General features: G+C 63.0%; 16 protein-coding genes. 6 read left to right on the plus strand and 10 right to left on the minus strand.

Annotated elements, in window-relative coordinates:
- Positions 1-53 precede the first annotated feature (53 nt).
- The 3 genes from ACMU_RS15525 (at position 54) to ACMU_RS15535 (ending at position 3,338) form a co-directional block, all read left to right on the plus strand.
- Positions 54-2,027, plus strand: a complete 1,974-nt coding sequence (locus ACMU_RS15525) for a heme lyase CcmF/NrfE family subunit (RefSeq protein ID WP_035261300.1) — start codon at positions 54-56, stop codon at positions 2,025-2,027.
- A gap of 5 nt (positions 2,028-2,032) precedes the next feature.
- Positions 2,033-2,491 carry a cytochrome c-type biogenesis protein gene (locus ACMU_RS15530; RefSeq protein WP_035261302.1) on the plus strand — a complete coding sequence of 153 codons (459 nt, stop codon included), beginning with the start codon at positions 2,033-2,035 and terminating at the stop codon, positions 2,489-2,491.
- Positions 2,492-2,561: 70 nt separating this feature from the next.
- A complete protein-coding gene (locus tag ACMU_RS15535) occupies positions 2,562-3,338 on the plus strand; it encodes an enoyl-CoA hydratase-related protein (protein ID WP_035261304.1) in 777 nt (258 codons plus the stop codon).
- Here the strand turns inward: ACMU_RS15535 and ACMU_RS15540 are convergent.
- Positions 3,335-3,928, minus strand: coding sequence for a TetR/AcrR family transcriptional regulator (locus tag ACMU_RS15540; protein WP_035261307.1), 594 nt, complete (start codon positions 3,926-3,928; stop codon positions 3,335-3,337). The two genes, ACMU_RS15535 and ACMU_RS15540, sit on opposite strands and share 4 nt — an antisense overlap.
- A 142-nt stretch (positions 3,929-4,070) precedes the next feature.
- On the opposite strand from ACMU_RS15540, the gene ACMU_RS15545 reads away from it, so the two are divergent.
- Positions 4,071-4,637, plus strand: coding sequence for a carboxymuconolactone decarboxylase family protein (locus tag ACMU_RS15545; protein WP_035261310.1), 567 nt, complete (start codon positions 4,071-4,073; stop codon positions 4,635-4,637).
- A 67-nt stretch (positions 4,638-4,704) separates the two neighbouring features.
- Here ACMU_RS15545 and gltA read toward each other — a convergent pair whose 3' ends face one another.
- Entirely contained in the window at positions 4,705-6,000 is a 1,296-nt protein-coding gene (gene gltA, locus ACMU_RS15550; RefSeq protein WP_035261312.1) for a citrate synthase, read from the minus strand.
- 51 nt (positions 6,001-6,051) lie between these two features.
- Complete coding sequence (gene gltX, locus ACMU_RS15555) at positions 6,052-7,479, minus strand: glutamate--tRNA ligase (RefSeq protein ID WP_035261314.1); 1,428 nt, start codon at positions 7,477-7,479, stop codon at positions 6,052-6,054.
- Positions 7,480-7,556: 77 nt separating this feature from the next.
- Here gltX and ACMU_RS15560 point away from each other — a divergent pair, with 77 nt between their 5' ends.
- Complete coding sequence (locus ACMU_RS15560; RefSeq protein ID WP_035261317.1) at positions 7,557-9,578, plus strand: ComEC/Rec2 family competence protein; 2,022 nt, start codon at positions 7,557-7,559, stop codon at positions 9,576-9,578.
- Positions 9,579-9,581: 3 nt separating this feature from the next.
- Here ACMU_RS15560 and lexA read toward each other — a convergent pair whose 3' ends face one another.
- The 7 genes from lexA to ACMU_RS15595 all read right to left on the minus strand — a co-directional run bounded on the left by lexA (position 9,582) and on the right by ACMU_RS15595 (position 15,056).
- Complete coding sequence (lexA, locus tag ACMU_RS15565) at positions 9,582-10,271, minus strand: transcriptional repressor LexA (RefSeq protein WP_035261320.1); 690 nt, start codon at positions 10,269-10,271, stop codon at positions 9,582-9,584.
- A gap of 90 nt (positions 10,272-10,361) precedes the next feature.
- Positions 10,362-11,531, minus strand: coding sequence for a molybdopterin molybdotransferase MoeA (locus tag ACMU_RS15570; protein WP_035261322.1), 1,170 nt, complete (start codon positions 11,529-11,531; stop codon positions 10,362-10,364).
- Entirely contained in the window at positions 11,528-12,007 is a 480-nt protein-coding gene (moaC, locus tag ACMU_RS15575) for a cyclic pyranopterin monophosphate synthase MoaC (protein ID WP_035261325.1), read from the minus strand. The genes ACMU_RS15570 and moaC overlap by 4 nt, the downstream gene beginning before the upstream one ends.
- A complete protein-coding gene (gene trpC, locus ACMU_RS15580; RefSeq protein WP_035261327.1) occupies positions 12,000-12,803 on the minus strand; it encodes an indole-3-glycerol phosphate synthase TrpC in 804 nt (267 codons plus the stop codon). The genes moaC and trpC overlap by 8 nt, the downstream gene beginning before the upstream one ends.
- Entirely contained in the window at positions 12,800-13,462 is a 663-nt protein-coding gene (locus tag ACMU_RS15585; protein ID WP_035261329.1) for a uracil-DNA glycosylase, read from the minus strand. The genes trpC and ACMU_RS15585 overlap by 4 nt, the downstream gene beginning before the upstream one ends.
- Positions 13,459-14,478, minus strand: coding sequence for an anthranilate phosphoribosyltransferase (gene trpD / locus ACMU_RS15590; protein WP_035261331.1), 1,020 nt, complete (start codon positions 14,476-14,478; stop codon positions 13,459-13,461). Before trpD ends, ACMU_RS15585 begins: the two co-directional genes overlap by 4 nt.
- The gene (locus ACMU_RS15595; RefSeq protein WP_035261334.1) at positions 14,475-15,056 is read right to left on the minus strand and encodes an anthranilate synthase component II; all 582 of its coding nucleotides are present in this window, start codon (positions 15,054-15,056) and stop codon (positions 14,475-14,477) included. The genes trpD and ACMU_RS15595 overlap by 4 nt, the downstream gene beginning before the upstream one ends.
- 142 nt (positions 15,057-15,198) lie before the next feature.
- Between ACMU_RS15595 and ACMU_RS18895 the strand changes: the two genes are divergently transcribed.
- Complete coding sequence (locus tag ACMU_RS18895; protein ID WP_161635692.1) at positions 15,199-16,914, plus strand: divergent polysaccharide deacetylase family protein; 1,716 nt, start codon at positions 15,199-15,201, stop codon at positions 16,912-16,914.
- Positions 16,915-16,920: the final 6 nt, after the last annotated feature.

A 16,920-nucleotide genomic window follows, 5' to 3' on the forward strand; every position in this document is an offset into this window, starting at 1 on the left:
CGCCGCAGTGGATCGGCGTTGGCCTGCGCGGCGAAAGCCCGTAGAGTGCACGCATGATTACAGAACTTGGCCACTTTGCCCTGATCCTCGCCTTCGCTGTTTCCATTGTGCAGGCCATCGTGCCGCTGGTGGGGGCGCATATGCGCTGGCCCGCGGCGATGGCCGTGGCCGAGCCTGCCGCAACGGCGCAGTTCCTGCTGACACTCGCATCCTTCGGCGCCTTGACCTATGCCTTCGTCGTCTCGGATTTCTCGTTGGTTCTGGTCACGCAGAACTCGCACACGCTGAAACCGATGCTGTACAAGATTTCCGGCGTTTGGGGGAACCATGAGGGGTCCCTTCTGCTGTGGGTGCTGATCCTGACCTTGTTTGGGGCGCTGGCTGCGTGGTTCGGCGGCGGGTTGCCAACCACATTGCGGGCGCGGGTGCTGGCGGTGCAATCGGCGATCTCGGTGGCGTTTTTTGCCTTTCTGCTGTTCACCTCGAACCCGTTTTTGCGCATGGAGGTGCCACCCTATGACGGGCAGGGCCTGAACCCGCTGCTGCAGGACCCCGGCCTGGCCTTTCATCCACCATTTCTGTACGTGGGCTATGTGGGCCTTTCGATCTGTTTCTCGTTCGCCGTGGCTGCGTTGATCGAGGGGCGGGTGGATGCTGCATGGGGCCGCTGGGTGCGGCCGTGGACCCTGCTGAGCTGGCTGAACCTGTCGGTGGGCATCGGGCTGGGCAGCTGGTGGGCCTATTACGAGCTGGGCTGGGGTGGGTTCTGGTTCTGGGACCCGGTTGAAAATGCGTCGTTCATGCCGTGGCTTCTGGCCGCCGCCTTGCTGCATTCAGCCATCGTGGTGGAAAAGCGCGAGGCGTTGAAGAACTGGACCATCCTGTTGGCGATCCTTGCATTTGGCTTCTCGCTGATCGGTACGTTCATCGTGCGGTCAGGCGTTATCACCTCGGTCCATGCTTTCACCAATGACCCGACACGGGGCACGTTCATCCTTGCCATTCTGGCGTTTTTCCTTGGGGGGGCGCTGACGCTTTATGCCGCGCGCGCCAACTCGATGGAGGCGAAGGGCGTTTTTGGCGTGGTTTCGCGCGAGAGCTTCCTTGTGCTGAACAATATCCTGCTGGCGGTTGCAGCATTGGTGGTGTTTGTGGGCACGGTCTGGCCCTTGGTGGCCGAGCTGCTGTTTGATCGCAAACTGTCCGTCGGGCCGCCATTCTTCAATCTGGCCTTCACACCGTTCTTTGTGTTGCTGGCTTTGCTGTTGCCAATTGGTGCGATCCTGCCATGGAAGCGGGCGCAGCTGGCGCGGGCCTCCAAAGGGTTGCGCGTGGCGTTTGCGCTGGCTGTGGCTATGGCCGCGCTGGTTTGGGCCATGCAGAGCGGCCGGTCGGCCATGGGGCCGCTGGGCCTGTTCCTGGGCACTTGGCTGGTGGCCGGTGCGGCAACGGACCTGTTGCTGCGCACCGGGCGCGGTGGGTGGTCGTCGCGTTTGGGGCGTCTGGGCCGGCTGCCGCGCGCCGATTGGGGCAAGGCAATTGCCCATGCGGGGTTGGGTATCACGATCTTTGGCATTGCCGGGCTGCTGGCCTGGGAGATCGAGGATATTCGCGTTGCGCAGCCGGGCGCACCTTACGAGGTTGGCCGCTGGACCGTAGAGCTGGTGGGGGTCGAAAACGCCCGTGGGCCCAACTATTTCGCCGAACGCGCCACGCTGAATGTGCGGGACGGAGAGGCGCTGGTTGCGACGCTGCATCCGGAGACCCGGAATTACCCGGTGGCAGGTATGCCGACCGTCGAAGCAGGGATCGCCAACGGGTTCTGGCGGGACATCTACCTGGTCGTGGGCGAACAGCAGGCTGATGGCGGCTGGGTTGTGCGGACCTATATCAAGCCGCTGGCCAACTGGATTTGGACGGGGGCCATCATCATGGCGCTTGGCGGGGTTCTGAGCCTGACCGACCGACGCTACCGTGTCGCGGCAGGGGCACAGCGCGCCGCCAGAAACGCGGTTCCGGCGGAGTAGGCGTGATGCGGAAACTGATCCTTGCCCTTGCGATCGCCCTTTTTGCCCCGATGGCCGGTGCCGTTCAGCCCGACGAGGTGTTGGACGATCCGGTGCTGGAAGCCCGCGCGCGCGAGCTGTCAAAGGGGCTGCGTTGCCTCGTGTGCCGGAACGAAAATATCGACGAATCCAATGCCGAACTGGCACGGGATCTGCGCCTGTTTGTGCGCGAACGGCTGGTGGCGGGCGATACAGATGCACAGGTGCTGGCTGCGGTCGTTGACAGCTATGGCGAGTTTGCGCTGCTGAACCCGCGTGCAACGGGGGCCAACCTTTTGCTGTGGATTGCCGGGCCCGCGATGTTCCTGATTGCGCTTGGCGTGGGTGGCGCCTTTGTTCTGGGGCGCAAACGTGCCGCGGCCAACGCACCTGAGGGCCTGAGTGACGCGGAAGAGGCGCGGCTGAAGGAAATTCTGGGCCCGTGACCGGGCGTTACGCTTCCTTTTTGGGTGGCGGCTCTTATCTTTGTGTCAAAGCATAACAGGGACTGCCGCCATGGATTATCAAACCATCTTGCTGGATATCACCGACGACGTAGCGGTGATCACCATGAACCGTGCCGACGTGATGAACGCGCTGAACGCGCAGATGCGGGCCGAACTGTCCCACGCGTTCCGTTTTGCCGCCGAAGAGGCGCGGGTGGTGGTTCTGACCGGTACCGGAAAGGCCTTTTGTGCCGGGCAGGATCTGGGCGACGGGCGCAACGCCGCGCAGCTGGATCTGGAACGAACCCTGCGTGACGAGTATGAGCCATTGCTGCGGCAGATCTTTGATTGCCCGGTGCCGACCATTGCCGCGGTAAACGGGGCCGCCGCCGGGGCAGGGGCCAACCTTGCGCTGGCCGCCGATGTTGTCATCGCCACCGAAAGCGCCAGTTTCGTGCAGGCTTTTACCCGCATCGGCCTGATCCCGGATGCCGGCGGCACCTACTGGCTGCCACGCCAGGTCGGATTCGCCCGCGCCATGGGTGCGGCGCTGTTCGCCGATTCCATCCCGGCCAAACAGGCGGCCGACTGGGGCATGATCTGGGAAGCCATCGCCGACGAGGATTTCGAGGCCACGTGGAAGGCCCGCGCGGCCCATCTGGCATCGGGTCCAACCGCCGCGTATGGCTATGTCAAACAAGCGCTGCGTGGCAGCTTTGGCAACGGTCTTGACGAACAACTCGCGCTGGAGGCCAACCTGCAGGGCAAGGCCGGCAAGACACGGGATTTCAGCGAGGGTGTGATCTCGTTCCTTGAAAAACGCCGGCCGATCTTCGAAGGGCGTTAAGCGGCGCGTTTGTTTTCGATCGACTGGGCCACGGATTCTGCCGCATCGATGATGTCGGCACAGTTCAGCGTCATCGAACACAGAACGCGTAGGCCAAAAACCTGCATCTGATACCACTGCGCCAACGCAGCGGGGTCAGTATCGGCAGGAAGTTCCCCGGCATCGATGGCATGTTGGAAAGTGTCGCGAAACGCCGACTGCACCTCGCGCGCCAGGGTCTGGGCACGGTCGCGGATCGTGTCCTGTTCCGGTGTAACCTCAAGCAAGGTATTCACAAGAAAACAGCCCCCAAACTCCTCTGCCGCCCATTCCGCCGCGATGGCGCGAATATGGGCCTGCACGATTTGCAGAGCTTCCTGACCCTCTTCCAGCTGGCACGCCAAGGATGCCTGCTCTTTTCTCGCATAGCGGTCCAGCGCCAGCAGGAACAGGTTCTCTTTGCTTTTGAACGCTGCATAGATGCTGCCCGGGCGCATGTTCAGCGCCACCTCGAGGTCCTTCAGCGAGGTCGCGTGATAGCCTTTGTGCCGAAACAGGGTCTCGGCAGCTTCCAGCGCGGTGTCGCGATCATATGGCGGGTTTCGTGTCATCGAGCCAAGTATATGTGCGCTGACAGGGGGGTGCAAAGGAAAGCGAAACCTCACATTTGAGTGATCGCTCAATTTGATGCATTGAGTGAACGCTCAAAGTGACCAAGTTGGGTGCATCGCAACTCAAACCAAAGGTTGGAAAATGACCGACTTCACATTGCATACTGCCGAAACTGCCCCTGCTGCCGCCAAGCCGCTGCTGGAAAAATCGGTGAAAGATTTCGGCTTTGTGCCGAACCTGCACGCCGCAATGGCGGATTCGCCTCAACTGTTGCAGGCCTATCAGCAGGTGCACGAACTGTTCCTTGCTTCGTCCTTTGACGCCGAAGAAAAGACCGTGGTATGGCAGACGATCAATGTCGAGCACAACTGCCATTACTGTGTGCCGGCCCATACCGGTGTGGCCCATTCCATGAAGGTGGATGCCGCGTTGACCGACGCCCTGCGCGACAACGCACCGCTGGGCAATGCGCGTCTGGAAGCGCTGCGCAGCTTCACCCTGAAAGTTGTTCGTGAACGCGGTGTCGTGTCGGACGCTGACGTGGCAGAGTTCCTTGCCGCCGGCTTCACCAAGGCCAACGTTCTGGACGTTGTTCTGGGTCTGTCGCAGAAGGTGATGAGCAACTATGTGAACCACCTGGCCCACACACCGGTGGACAAGGTGTTCGAAAAATTTGCTTGGGAAAAGAAGGTCGCTGAACCCGCATAAGCGGCTGATTTTCAACAAAAAAGCCGCCCAGACCCGGGCGGCTTTTGCTATTGACGATGTGGATCGATCAGCGGTTTTCGACATCCACATAATCGCGCTGCGACTCGCCGGTATACAGCTGACGCGGGCGACCGATTTTCAGCTTTGGATCGGCGATCATCTCTTTCCACTGGCTGACCCAGCCAATGGTGCGGCTGAGCGCGAAGATCGGCGTGAACATCGAGGTCGGGAAGCCCATCGCCTCGAGAATGATGCCCGAGTAGAAATCGACATTCGGGAACAGCTTTTTCTCGGCGAAATAGGGATCGGCCAGCGCGGCCTTCTCCAGTTCCTTGGCCACCTGCAGCGTGGGGTTATCTTCAACACCCAGCAGGTCCAGCACCTCGTCGGCCGACTGTTTCATCACGGTCGCGCGCGGGTCGAAGTTCTTGTACACGCGGTGGCCAAAGCCCATCAGGCGGAACGGGTCGTTCTTGTCCTTGGCACGGGCGATGAACTCGGGGATGCGGTCGACGGTGCCGATCTCGCGCAGCATTTCCAGGCAAGCCTGGTTGGCGCCGCCGTGGGACGGGCCCCACAGGCAGGCGATGCCGGCGGCGATACAGGCAAACGGGTTGGCGCCCGAGGACGAGGCCAGACGCACGGTCGAGGTCGACGCGTTCTGCTCGTGATCGGCGTGCAGGGTAAAGATCCGGTCCATGGCGCGGCTGAGGATCGGATCCACCTCGTAATCTTCGGCGGGCACAGCAAAGCACATGCGCAGGAAGTTCGACGCATAGTCCAGATCGTTGCGCGGATACACGAAGGGCTGACCGATATGGTACTTGTAGGCCCAGGCGGCGATGGTCGGCATCTTGGCGATCAGGCGGATCGAGGCAACTTCGCGCTGCCACGGGTCGTTGATATCGGTCGAGTCGTGATAGAAGGCCGACATCGCGCCCACAACACCCACCATGATGGCCATCGGATGCGCGTCACGGCGGAAGCCGCGGAAGAAGTTCACCATCTGCTCGTGCAGCATGGTGTGGCGGGTTACGCGGGTTTCAAAGTCTTCCAGCTGCGCGGCCGAAGGCAGTTCACCGTAAAGCAGCAGATAGCAAACTTCGAGGAAATGCGATTTCTCGGCCAGTTGCCCAATCGGATAGCCGCGGTGCAGCAGCACGCCCTCGGCGCCATCGATGAAGGTGATGGTCGATTCGCAGGACGAGGTCGAGGTGAAACCGGGGTCGTGGGTGAACACGTCGCCTTGCGCATAAAGCTTCGAGATGTCGATGACATCGGGCCCTTCGGTGGGCGAAAACATCGGCAGTTCGAGCGTCTTGTCATCAAAGCTGAGTGTTGCAGTCTTGGTGCTTTCGGCCATGGTGTTCCCTTTCTCAAGAGACCAGTGCGTGGCCGCACCGGTCCGTCATGTTCAAGTTGGAGCGGAGGGCTCCTCAAAGGCGATGGCATCGGCGATCCGGGCAATCGTTTCGTCCCGTCCGATGACCAGCATCATGTCAAACACGCTTGGCGTGGCTGTGCGGCCTGCCAGCGCGGCACGAAGGGGGGCAGCGATCTTGCCAAGCCCGATCTCGTGGGCCTCGGCAACCGCAGTGGCTGCCGCCTCCAGCGCGTCTCGGTTCCAGCTAACATTTTGCAGATGCGGCGTCAATTCTGACAGTATACCACGGGATACATTATTTAGCGCCTTGGCGGATTTGGGTTCATAGCTCAAAGGCCGCTCGGCAAAGATAAACCAAGATTTTTCAGTAAGTTGTTCGAATGTCTTCGCGCTTTGCTTGAGAAAGCACATGGCCTGTGCCAATTGCGCCTCTTTGTCAGCGTTCGGCAAATTTTGACCAAGACCTGCAAGATATTCCTTGTATTCATGCAGCAGCGCAGCATCATCTGCCGCCGCCATATGCTGTCCCGAGATATTGTTCAGCTTTTTCATGTCCAGCCGCGCAGGCGCTTTGCCGATGCCCGACAGGTCAAACCATGCGCGTGCCTGTTCGTCCGAAAAGAATTCGTCGTCGCCATGGCTCCAACCCAGACGGGTCAGATAGTTGCGCATCGCGGCTGCCGGATAACCCATGTCCCGGTATTCCTCGACACCCGTGGCACCGTGGCGTTTGCTGAGCTTTTTGCCATCATCGCCATGCACCAGAGGCATATGGGCGTAGACCGGCAGCGGCCAACTCATGGCATTGTAGATCTGAATCTGACGTGCGGCGTTGTTCAGGTGGTCGTCGCCCCTGATCACGTGGGTCACACCCATATCATGGTCATCCACAACGACGGCCAACATGTAGGTCGGTGTACCGTCCGAGCGTAACAGCACCATGTCATCCAGATTGGCATTCTGAAAGGTGACCTCGCCCTGAATCTCGTCGTTGACAACCGTCGCGCCGTCGCGGGGGGCGCGCAAGCGGACCACGTAGGGCGCATCGGGATGGGTCGTGGCATCCGCGTCACGCCACGGGCTTTGGAAAAGGGTGGATTTCCCTTCGGCTCGGGCGGCTTCACGAAAGGCCTGAATCTCTTCCTGGGTTGAAAAGCACTTGTAGGCGGCGCCGGATGCCAGCATTTCATTGGCAATATCGGCGTGACGATCTGCGCGGGCGAACTGGCTTACGGCATCGCCATCCCAGTCCAAACCCAGCCATGTCAGGCCGTTCAGGATCGCCTGCGTGGCTTCGTCGGTGGAACGTTCGCGGTCGGTATCTTCGATCCGCAGCAGGAACTTGCCACCGCGGCCACGCGCGTAGAGCCAGTTGAACAGCGCCGCGCGGGCGGTACCGATATGCATGAAGCCCGTGGGCGAGGGGGCAATCCGGGTGACGATCTGGGCCGCGGTCATAGGTGTTAACCTTCTGGAAACCATTGAGGGAATAGCGTTGTCGTCTGATTAAGCAATCGGGCGAAAGAGGACAACCCATGCTCACCGCGCTGCTGGAACGGCGGCAAGAGTTGTTTCCGTGGGTTCCGGTGCTGTTTGGCATCGGGATCGGGGTGTATTTCGCCCTGCCGGCAGAGCCGGGGCCGGTTGCCTTGACGGCCATTTTGGCCCTCGCGACCCTCTGTGGGCTGGGCTTTTTGCGGGCACCCTTTCTTTGGCGGCCTGTCTTTGCGGTGGTGTTTCTGATGACACTGGGGGTCGGCTGGGCGCAAATCCGGACCTTAACCGTTGCGGCACCCGTTTTGGAGTATCGCGCCTTTGGACCGCTGGAAGGGCGTGTGCGAATTGTGGATCGGTCCGGCTCGGGCGCGCCGCGGGTCACGTTGGACGAGGTCTGGATGGCTGATTTGCGCCGGGAAGAAACCCCGCGCCGCGTACGCATCAGCCTCGTTTCGCCGTATCAGGGTGACGTGCCGGAACCGGGGCAGCGCATCGCGGTCACAGCAAATATGTCCGGTCCCGCAGCCCCGGCCGAACCGGGCGGTTTCAATTTTCAGAGACAGGCGTGGTTCAAGGGCATCGGCGCGGTTGGCTATACCCGCGACCCCTCTGTTCTGCTTGCCCCGGCGCAGGGCTGGTCCGTTATTGTTGGTCGTATCCGGGCGCGTTTGTCCGCCGGTATTCAGGCGCGGGTGGCTGGGGATAACGGCGCGTTTGCCGCTGCCATCCTGACAGGTGACAGATCGGCCATGTCGCCGGATACCGTCGAAGCGTTGCGTGACGCGAACATGGCCCATCTGCTGGCTATTTCAGGCCTGCATATGGGATTGCTGACCGGTTTCATCTTTGCGGCATTGCGATATGGCATGGCATTGATCCCACCGGCAGCGTTGCGCATTCCGGCCAAGAAGTGGGCCGCGTTCCTGGCGCTTTTGGCGGCGGCGTTCTATTTGGCACTGTCCGGCGGGATCGTTGCCACGCAACGGGCCTTCATCATGGTGCTGGTGATGTTGGTGGCGATCATGCTGGACCGGCGCGCCCTAACTTTACGCGCCGTGGCTTTGGCCGCGATGATCGTGTTGATCCTGCGCCCGGAATCGCTGACGGAACCGGGGTTTCAGATGTCATTTGCCGCGACAACGGCGTTGGTTGTGGTCTTTGGACTGTTGCGGGATCTGCCTGAAACCGCGTGGCGCCCGCCGGCATGGACGCGTCCGGTCTTGGCGGTGTTCCTGTCATCGCTGGTGGCCGGTTTGGCAACGGCACCATTTGCAGCGGCCCATTTCAACCAGGTGGCGCAATACGGGCTGTTGGCCAATGTCCTCAGCGTGCCATTGGTCGGAACGATCGTCATCCCGGCGGCCGTATTGGGCGGTGTCCTGGCGCCCTTTGGGTTGGAGGCCCCGGCGCTGTGGGTGATGGAGTTGGGCATCCGGTGGGTGTTGGGCGTAGCGCATTTCGTGGCAGGGCTGGAGGGCAGCACCTGGCCGGTCGTTTCGCCGCCCCAGACGGTCTTGCCGTTGGTTGCTTTGGGGATGCTGTGGCTGATGCTGTGGCCAAACCGGGCGCGGGTGGCGGCGGTGGCACCGCTATGCGCGGGGTTGATCCTGTGGTCACAGGCGTCGCGTCCAGATGTCCTGATCACGGAAAGTGGCGCTTTGGTGGGGGTGATGACCGAAGCCGGGCGGGTCTTGAGCAAAGAGCGGTCCGAGCAGTTCGCCGCACGCAGTTGGTTGGAAAACGATGGCGACGCGGCGGTGCAGGCTGGCGCCCATTCCCGTGACGGGTTCGCGCATTTTCGTGGCGGTTCGCGCATCATCGTGGGGGGAGTTGTTATTACGCAGTTGCACGGCAGAGGGTGGCAGGATGTATTGCCGGGGGCGTGCGCTGACGGTTTGGTCATCGCCGCACGCGTCATCGAAGATGCGCCGCAGACATGCAATTTGCTGGACCAGCGCAGCCTGCGCCGGACAGGGGCCTTGGCGATAACCGTGCAGGATGGAAAGGTGCAAGTGACCTCGGCCAAAGACCGGTCTGGTGACCGGCCTTGGACACGTTAGCGTTTAGTAGCTGCGGATCAGGCCCACGAGGCGGCCTTGCACCTTGACCTGACCCTTGGGGAAAACACGGGTCTCGTAGGCGGGGTTCGCGGCCTCAAGCGCGATCATGTCACCCTTCTTGCGGAACCGTTTCAGCGTTGCCTCATGACCTTCAACCAAGGCCACGACAATTTCGCCGTTCTCGGCAGTGCCTTGTTCACGGATCACCACGACATCGCCGTTGTTGATCCCGGCCTCGATCATCGAATCGCCTTTGACTTCAAGCGCATAGTGGTGGCCAGAACCGGCGATCATGGAGCCCGGAACCGCGACGGTATGGGAAACTTCGCTGATCGCCTCGATCGGTGTACCTGCGGCGATACGGCCCATGACCGGCAGTTCCAGCGCATGCACAGCTTCAACCGGCATGGCCGCACGCGGTGCAGGTGGCGGGGCGTCGCCCTCGATGACGCGTGGTGTGAAACCCGATTGGTCCATCGAGTCCGGCAGCTTTACAATCTCGATCGCGCGGGCCCGATGTGCGAGGCGGCGAATAAAGCCGCGTTCCTCAAGCGCCGTGATCAAACGGTGGATGCCGGACTTGGAGCGCAGGTCCAACGCCTCCTTCATCTCGTCAAACGATGGGGGCACCCCGTCACGCTGAACGCGCTTGTGAATGAATTCCAGTAGTTCCAATTGCTTGCGGGTCAGCATGCTCGCCTCCAACCGTCGCCATACCCCGTTTATCCACAGGGTTTCGTTCACTACTGTTCTACGCTTGTTCTCGTTTTGTGTCAACACCCGCTAAAGGGGCATATAGCTGACATCCTCGCCCGCGTCGCGCGCGCCGTCATGCGGCGGGCGGATCACCAGCGCGTTGGCCGCGCCCAAAACCGACAAAAGCGAGCTGTCCTGCCGGTCAAACACCATCAGCCCGTCCAGCCCCAGCGTCGCCCGCATGTAATGCTGTCTTGGGCCATTGGTTCCGATGGCCGCCGCCAGCGGCGCCTGACGTGTCAGGTCTGGCTGCGGCAGACCCATCATCGCGCGCAGCGTGGGCAGAACAAAAACATGGCCACAGACCATGGCCGAAACCGGGTTTCCGGGCAGGCCGATCATCGCCGCATCACCCATTCGGCCCGCCATCAGTGGTTTGCCCGGACGCATGGCGATCTTGTAAAACGCCTGCTGCATCCCCAGTTCGGCCGCCACGGGTGCAACAAGATCATGATCGCCGACGGACGCCCCGCCGATGGTGATCACAAGGTCCGCGCCTTTGGCCAGATCGAACACAGCGCGCAGCGAGGCCGTGGTGTCACGGGCGATCGGCAGCATGCGCACCTCGGCGCCCGCGCTTTCCAACAGCGCCTGCAGCCCGAAAGAGTTTGAGGCGATGATTTGATCCGGGCCGGGTGTTTCGCCGGGCATCACCAGTTCGTTTCCGGTGGCTATCAGCGCCACGCGCGGTTTGCGGCGCACGGTCAGGTGGGGCACGTTCATCGCAGCGGCCAGTGCGATGTCATTGGGGCCAAGGCGACATGGCGCAGACAGGCGTGCGCCTTCGAAGAAATCCCCCCCGGCGGGCCGGATATGGGTGCCATCGCCAAGCTCGGGAAGCAGGGTGATCACGTCGCCACTGCGGCTGGTATCTTCTTGAATAACAATGCAATCTGCACCATCGGGCACCGGGGCACCGGTGAAGATACGCACGGCTTCGCCGGCCTTTATGACGCCGTCAAAGGCCTTGCCCGCCGCCGCCTCGCCGACGACACGGAACATGGCGGCGGGTTCCACTTCGGCCGCCTTCACAGCATAGCCATCCATGGCCGAGGCATCAAAAGGTGGTTGCGTGCGCCGCGCGACGATATCTGCAGCCAAGGCGCGACCATTGGCCTGCGCCAAGGGCACGTCCTCGGTCGGCAACACATCGACCAGCTCCAGCAACCGGTCCAACGCCTCGGCGACCGAGATCATTTGCGACCCTCGTAGAGGCCGGACTTGCCACCGTCTTTCAGAACGACACGGATATCGGTGATCTCCATCGCTTTGTCGGCGGCTTTGACCATGTCATAGACGGTCAGCGCGGCGGTGGCGACAGCGGTCAGCGCCTCCATCTCCACGCCCGTCTGGCCGGTGGTTTTGACAGTCGCCTCGATCTGCACGCCGGGCAGGTCGGCATCGGCGGTCAGCTCGACCGCGACCTTGGTGATCGGCAGAGGATGGCACAGCGGGATGAGGTCGGGCGTTTTCTTAGCCCCCATGATGCCCGCCAGCCGCGCCACCGACAGCACATCGCCTTTCTTGGCGCGGCCTTCGGTGATCAGGTCATAGGTGGCGCGCGCCATTTTCACCGCACCGGCGGCCACGGCGATGCGCGACGTGACGTCCTTTTCGGACACATCCACCATATGCGCCTGACCGGCGGCGTCGAAATGGGTCAGCTCAGGCATCGGTCACCTCGCGCGTCAGCAGGGCCTTGGTGGCGGCGGTCACATCGTCTTGCCGCATCAGGCTTTCGCCGATCAAGAAGCTGCGGGCGCCAACCTCGGCCATGGCGGCCAGATCGGCGGGGGTGAAGAGGCCACTTTCCGAAATCAGCAGCCGGTCATCTCCAACCATCGGCGCCAGCGCGCGTGTGGTATCCAGCGTCGTCTCGAACGTGTTCAGGTTGCGGTTGTTGATGCCGATCAGCGGCGATTTCAGGCGCAACGCGCGGTCCATCTCGGCCGCATCATGGGTTTCGATCAGCGCGTCCATACCCCAGCTTGTGGCGGCGTCTTCCAGCTCGGCCGCTTGCACGTCGGATACGCTGGCCATGATGATCAGGATGCAATCGGCGCCCAGCGCGCGCGCCTCGGCCACCTGATAGGTGTCGTACATGAAATCCTTGCGCAGGCAGGGCAGCGCGGTGGCATTGTGCGCGGCGGTCAGAAAGGATTTCTGGCCCTGAAACGACGGCGTATCGGTCAGCACCGAAAGGCAGGTTGCGCCGCCGGCCTCGTACGCTTGCGCCAGCGCGGGCGGGTTGAAATCGGCGCGGATCAGGCCCTTGGAGGGGCTGGCCTTTTTGATCTCGGCAATCAGGCCATACCCGGTTTCCTGCGCGCGCCGCAGTGCGGTGGCAAAGCCGCGCGGGGCCTCGGCAGCGCGGGCGGCGTTTTCGACCGTGCTCAGCGGCGTGGCGGCCTTGTCGGCGGCGATTTCGTCCAACTTATAGGCTTTGATCTTGTCGAGAATGGTGCTCATGGTCCCTCCGGTCGGGTCCAGTTGATAATAGGTTCGCCGCGCGCCGCCAACCAGTCATTGATGCGCGAAAAGGGTGCCGAGCCAAAGAAGCCGCGCCGGGCCGACAGGGGCGAGGGGTGGGCGGTTTCGATCTTCAGATGCTGGGTGCCGGTGATCTGTGCGCCGATCTTTTGCGCAGGCTTGCCCCAAAGAAGATACGCGGTGGGGGTCTGGGCCGTGCGCGCCACCACCTGTTCGGTCAGCGCGCGCCAGCCCAGTTTCAGATGCCCGCCCGCCTCACCGGCTGGCACGCTAAGCGCGGTGTTCAGCAGCAACACCCCTTGACGCGCCCAAAATCGCAGATCGCCGGTCAGGGGTGCCGTGCCAAGATCGTCAGCCAACTCTTTGTAAATATTGCCCAAAGACCGGGGCAGGGGCGTCACGTCGGGTTCAACCGAAAAGGCCAGCCCGTGGGCGTGGCCGGGCGTTGGATAGGGATCCTGGCCCAGGATCACCACGCGCGTGGCCTCGGGCGGGGTCAGTTCCAGCGCGGCAAACCGTTGCGTTTCGGGCGGAAGGATGGGGCGCGTTTCCGCTTGCAAAGCAGCGCTGACGGCGGGCCAGTCCGTGGCAAAAAATGGCAGTTCTGCCCAGCCGCCCAGCCGCGACAGGTCGGTCATTCGGCCGCCGAGGTCAGGGTGGCCAGCGCGGCGATCTTGTCCATCGCGCGGCCGCTGTCGATGGCCTCGGCGATCCTTTCGACGCCTTCGGCCCAATCCGCCACCTTGTCGGCCACAATCAGCGCTGCGGCGCCATTGAACAGGACCGAGTCGCGATAAGCGCCGGGCTGTCCCGACAGCACGGCGCGAAGAGCGGCGCCGTTTTCTTCGGGCGTGCCGCCGGTGATCGCCTCGATCGGGTGCACGGGCAGGCCGGCCACCTCGGGGTGCAGCTCGCGGTCTTCGACGGCACCGTTTTCAAGCGCGGCCACGTAGGACGTGCCGGTGATCGTCAGCTCGTCCGTGCCGTCCGAGCCATGCACAAGCCACGCCTTTTCGGACCCCAGTGCCAAAAGCGTTTCCGCCATCGGACGCACCATCGCGCGCGAAAACGTGCCGGTTAGCTGGCGTTTGACACCGGCTGGGTTGGTCAGTGGCCCAAGGATGTTGAAGATCGTGCGCGTGCCCAGCTCCATCCGTGTTGGCATCACGTGGCGGATCGCGGGGTGGTGCATGGGGGCCATCATGAAGGCGATCCCGATTTGTGACAGGGCCGTTTCCACGATCTCAGGGCCAACCATCACGTTGACGCCCATCTGGCCCAAGGCATCTGCCGCACCGGACTTGGAGCTTGCGGCCTTGTTGCCATGTTTGGCCACGGCCACGCCGCACGCGGCCACCGCGAAACAGGTCGCGGTAGAGATGTTCAGGGTTTTCATGCCCGAGCCACCGGTGCCAACAATGTCGATTGCCCCGGCGGGCGCGGCCACCGGGTTGCATTTGGCGCGCATTGTGGCGGCGGCCCCGGCGATCTCGTCCACGGTTTCGCCGCGCGTGCGCAGAGCCATCAGCAGCCCGCCGATCTGGCTGGGCGTGGCCTCGCCAGTGAACAGCACGTCAAAGGCTGCCTCGGCCTCGGCGCGGGTCAGCGGGCGGTCGGCAGCGGCCGCGATCAGCGGCTTCAACGCGTCGCTCATGCTGGGACCTTCATCGTATTCAGGAAGTTTTGCAGCATCTGGTGGCCGTGTTCGGACCGGATAGATTCGGGGTGGAACTGAACCCCGTGGATCGGCAGCGTTTTGTGGCGCAGCCCCATGATGGTGCCATCCTCAAGCCAGGCATTGACCTCCAGGCAATCCGGCAGGCTGTCGCGGTCCACGGTCAACGAATGATACCGCGTGCCTTGCAGTGGCGAGGGCAGACCCGCGAAGACGCCCGTTCCGTCGTGGTGGATCGTGCCCATCTTGCCATGCACAATCTCGCCGGCACGCACCACTTTGCCGCCAAAGGCCTGCCCGATGGACTGATGCCCCAGGCATACACCCATCAGGGGCAGGCCGGTTTCGGCAGCCGCCCCGACCATGGCAAGGCAAATTCCTGCCTGATCGGGGTCACACGGGCCGGGTGACAGCAACACTGCTTCGGGGCGCAGGGCCATCGCCTGTTGCACATCCAGGGCGTCGTTACGTTCTACCCGGACATCGGCCCCCAACTCGCCCAGATAATGGACAAGGTTATAGGTGAAACTGTCATAATTATCGATCAACAGCAGCATGGGCCTGGCTTTCGTCAAATGGGGGTGAACCTGATGGCGGGTCGCGCTATACATGTTCAGAGCCACGCGCCGGGGTCAAGAGCAAGCGCCAAGAACGCGCGTCCGGTGGCAAGTGGCAGAGGACGGCAAGGAGACGAGCGCGATGGCTGGAATGTTGCGGGGGCTGGTATTGGGCGGTGTAACGGCCACGGTTGGCCTTGTTGTGGCGTCACAAATGTCGCCATTGCCCGAGCCCGTTAACACCGGATCGGCAAACACGGCGCCCGCGCTGGATCAGGCGTCGGCTGCCGACAATGTGCCGCAAAACCGGCCCGAGCGGCCCGCCACCGATGGTCAGGGGCCCGCTGCAGGCACACTGGAAGTGCCCGCCGGGTCCGAATTTAACCGCCCCCCGGCCGAAGGCGAGGCGCGTCTGCCCAGTGGAAATGACCCGTCGGTGGCGCAAACCGCCCCGGGATTGTCTGCCGGTGGCGATGCCGGCTCCCTGCCATCCGACACCAGCTCTGGCACCGCGCCGGCAACGGAAACCGGTGCTTTGGCCGCTTTGACGCCGCCATCGGAAAGCTCTGGTGACGTGTCCCTGCCGCAGGCCGGCAGCCCGGTGAGCACCGATCAGGCCAGCGCACCGGCAGAGCCTTCTGCCGAAAGCCTGCCGCAAGCCCCGGCGCAGGCAGAAACGCCCGCAGTGGTAATCCCCGACCAGACCGCGCCCGCCGCCGATGCAAGCCCGGCCGCCCCCGGGGCCGAACAGGCCGCCCCGTCGCTGGGCACTGCGCCCGAAGCTGGCCCACAATCCGGCGCACCGGGCCAGGCGCCAACGGCAGACACGGCATCAACACCGGGTCCCATTGCGGCCGATCAGGCCGGGGCGGGCACGGCACCGTCAACAGGAACGGCACCAACCGCGCCCGCGCCCACCGAAACCGCGCCGCAACCCGCACCCGAAGTTGCCGTTGTCACCCGCCCGGGTCGCGACACGCCCTTGCCAGAGGTTGAAAACCCCCAGGCGCCCGAAACTGAAGACACTGCTGCCGCACCCTCAGGGGCTTTGCGTGTTCCGGTCCCAGGGCGCGAGATCAGCACACCTGCCGTTCGAATCGGCCGCCTGCCAACCATCGGCGGGGACACGCCAACCGAAACAGCGGTTGAGGCCCCCAGCGCCGAGGAAGAGGTGGACCTTGCCACACTCGGGGCGCTCAGCCGGTATGCCGCACCGTTTGAGCGGCAGGGTGACAGTCCGCTTTTCGCGATCGTGCTGATTGACGAGGGGCAGGCCGGACTGGACCGCGCCACGCTGTCGACCTTCAGCTTCCCGGTGACCTTTGCCATTGACCCCACGCGCCCCGATGCCGTTGAGGCCATGCGGGCCTATCGGTCTGCCGGGTTCGAGGTGGTCCTTCTGGCCCGTGGGTTGCCCGAAGGCGCAAGCCCGTCGGACCTTGAGGTTACTTTGGGCACGTACCTGTCCGAACTGCCGGAAACCATCGCCATCATGGCACCTGCGCAAAGCGAGCTGCAATCCAGCCGCCCATTGTTGCAACAGTTGATGGCGATCAGCAAAGACACCGGACATGGCGTGCTGACCTTCGACAGGGGCCTGAACGCGGCCGAGCAGATCGCGCGCTCTGCCGATGTCCCCGCTGCCAAGGCATTCCGGCAGCTGGATGCCGATCAGGAATCGGCCGCCACGATCCGCCGTTACCTGTCGCGCGCCGTTTTCAAGGCCGGGCAGGACGGGCAGGTGGTCATGGTTGGGCGCAGCTATGCCGATACCGTTACGGCCCTGTTTGCATGGGCATTGGAAAGCGAAGGGGACGTGACCATCGCGCCCCTGTCAGCAATCCTTCGCGGGCAGTAAGCGCGG

It is taken from the genome of Actibacterium mucosum KCTC 23349 (assembly GCF_000647975.1).
GTDB classification, from domain to species: domain Bacteria; phylum Pseudomonadota; class Alphaproteobacteria; order Rhodobacterales; family Rhodobacteraceae; genus Actibacterium; species Actibacterium mucosum.

Excerpts from the sequence above, each read along its gene's own strand:
- ACMU_RS15570 (WP_035261322.1), bottom strand. The coding sequence starts at position 11,531 with ATGATCTCGGTCGCCGAGGCGTTGGACCGGTTGCTGGAGCTGGTCGAT.
- moaC (WP_035261325.1), bottom strand. The coding sequence starts at position 12,007 with ATGCCTGAGCTGACCCATTTCGACGCCGCCGGTCAGGCGCATATGGTG.
- ACMU_RS15530 (WP_035261302.1), top strand. The coding sequence starts at position 2,033 with ATGCGGAAACTGATCCTTGCCCTTGCGATCGCCCTTTTTGCCCCGATG.
- gltA (WP_035261312.1), bottom strand. The coding sequence starts at position 6,000 with ATGGCCGAAAGCACCAAGACTGCAACACTCAGCTTTGATGACAAGACG.
- lexA (WP_035261320.1), bottom strand. The coding sequence starts at position 10,271 with ATGCTGACCCGCAAGCAATTGGAACTACTGGAATTCATTCACAAGCGC.
- ACMU_RS15585 (WP_035261329.1), bottom strand. The coding sequence starts at position 13,462 with ATGACCGACCTGTCGCGGCTGGGCGGCTGGGCAGAACTGCCATTTTTT.
- ACMU_RS15595 (WP_035261334.1), bottom strand. The coding sequence starts at position 15,056 with ATGCTGCTGTTGATCGATAATTATGACAGTTTCACCTATAACCTTGTC.
- ACMU_RS15535 (WP_035261304.1), top strand. The coding sequence starts at position 2,562 with ATGGATTATCAAACCATCTTGCTGGATATCACCGACGACGTAGCGGTG.
- trpC (WP_035261327.1), bottom strand. The coding sequence starts at position 12,803 with ATGAGCACCATTCTCGACAAGATCAAAGCCTATAAGTTGGACGAAATC.
- trpD (WP_035261331.1), bottom strand. The coding sequence starts at position 14,478 with ATGAGCGACGCGTTGAAGCCGCTGATCGCGGCCGCTGCCGACCGCCCG.
- ACMU_RS15545 (WP_035261310.1), top strand. The coding sequence starts at position 4,071 with ATGACCGACTTCACATTGCATACTGCCGAAACTGCCCCTGCTGCCGCC.
- ACMU_RS15540 (WP_035261307.1), bottom strand. The coding sequence starts at position 3,928 with ATGACACGAAACCCGCCATATGATCGCGACACCGCGCTGGAAGCTGCC.
- ACMU_RS15560 (WP_035261317.1), top strand. The coding sequence starts at position 7,557 with ATGCTCACCGCGCTGCTGGAACGGCGGCAAGAGTTGTTTCCGTGGGTT.
- ACMU_RS18895 (WP_161635692.1), top strand. The coding sequence starts at position 15,199 with ATGGCTGGAATGTTGCGGGGGCTGGTATTGGGCGGTGTAACGGCCACG.
- ACMU_RS15525 (WP_035261300.1), top strand. The coding sequence starts at position 54 with ATGATTACAGAACTTGGCCACTTTGCCCTGATCCTCGCCTTCGCTGTT.
- gltX (WP_035261314.1), bottom strand. The coding sequence starts at position 7,479 with ATGACCGCGGCCCAGATCGTCACCCGGATTGCCCCCTCGCCCACGGGC.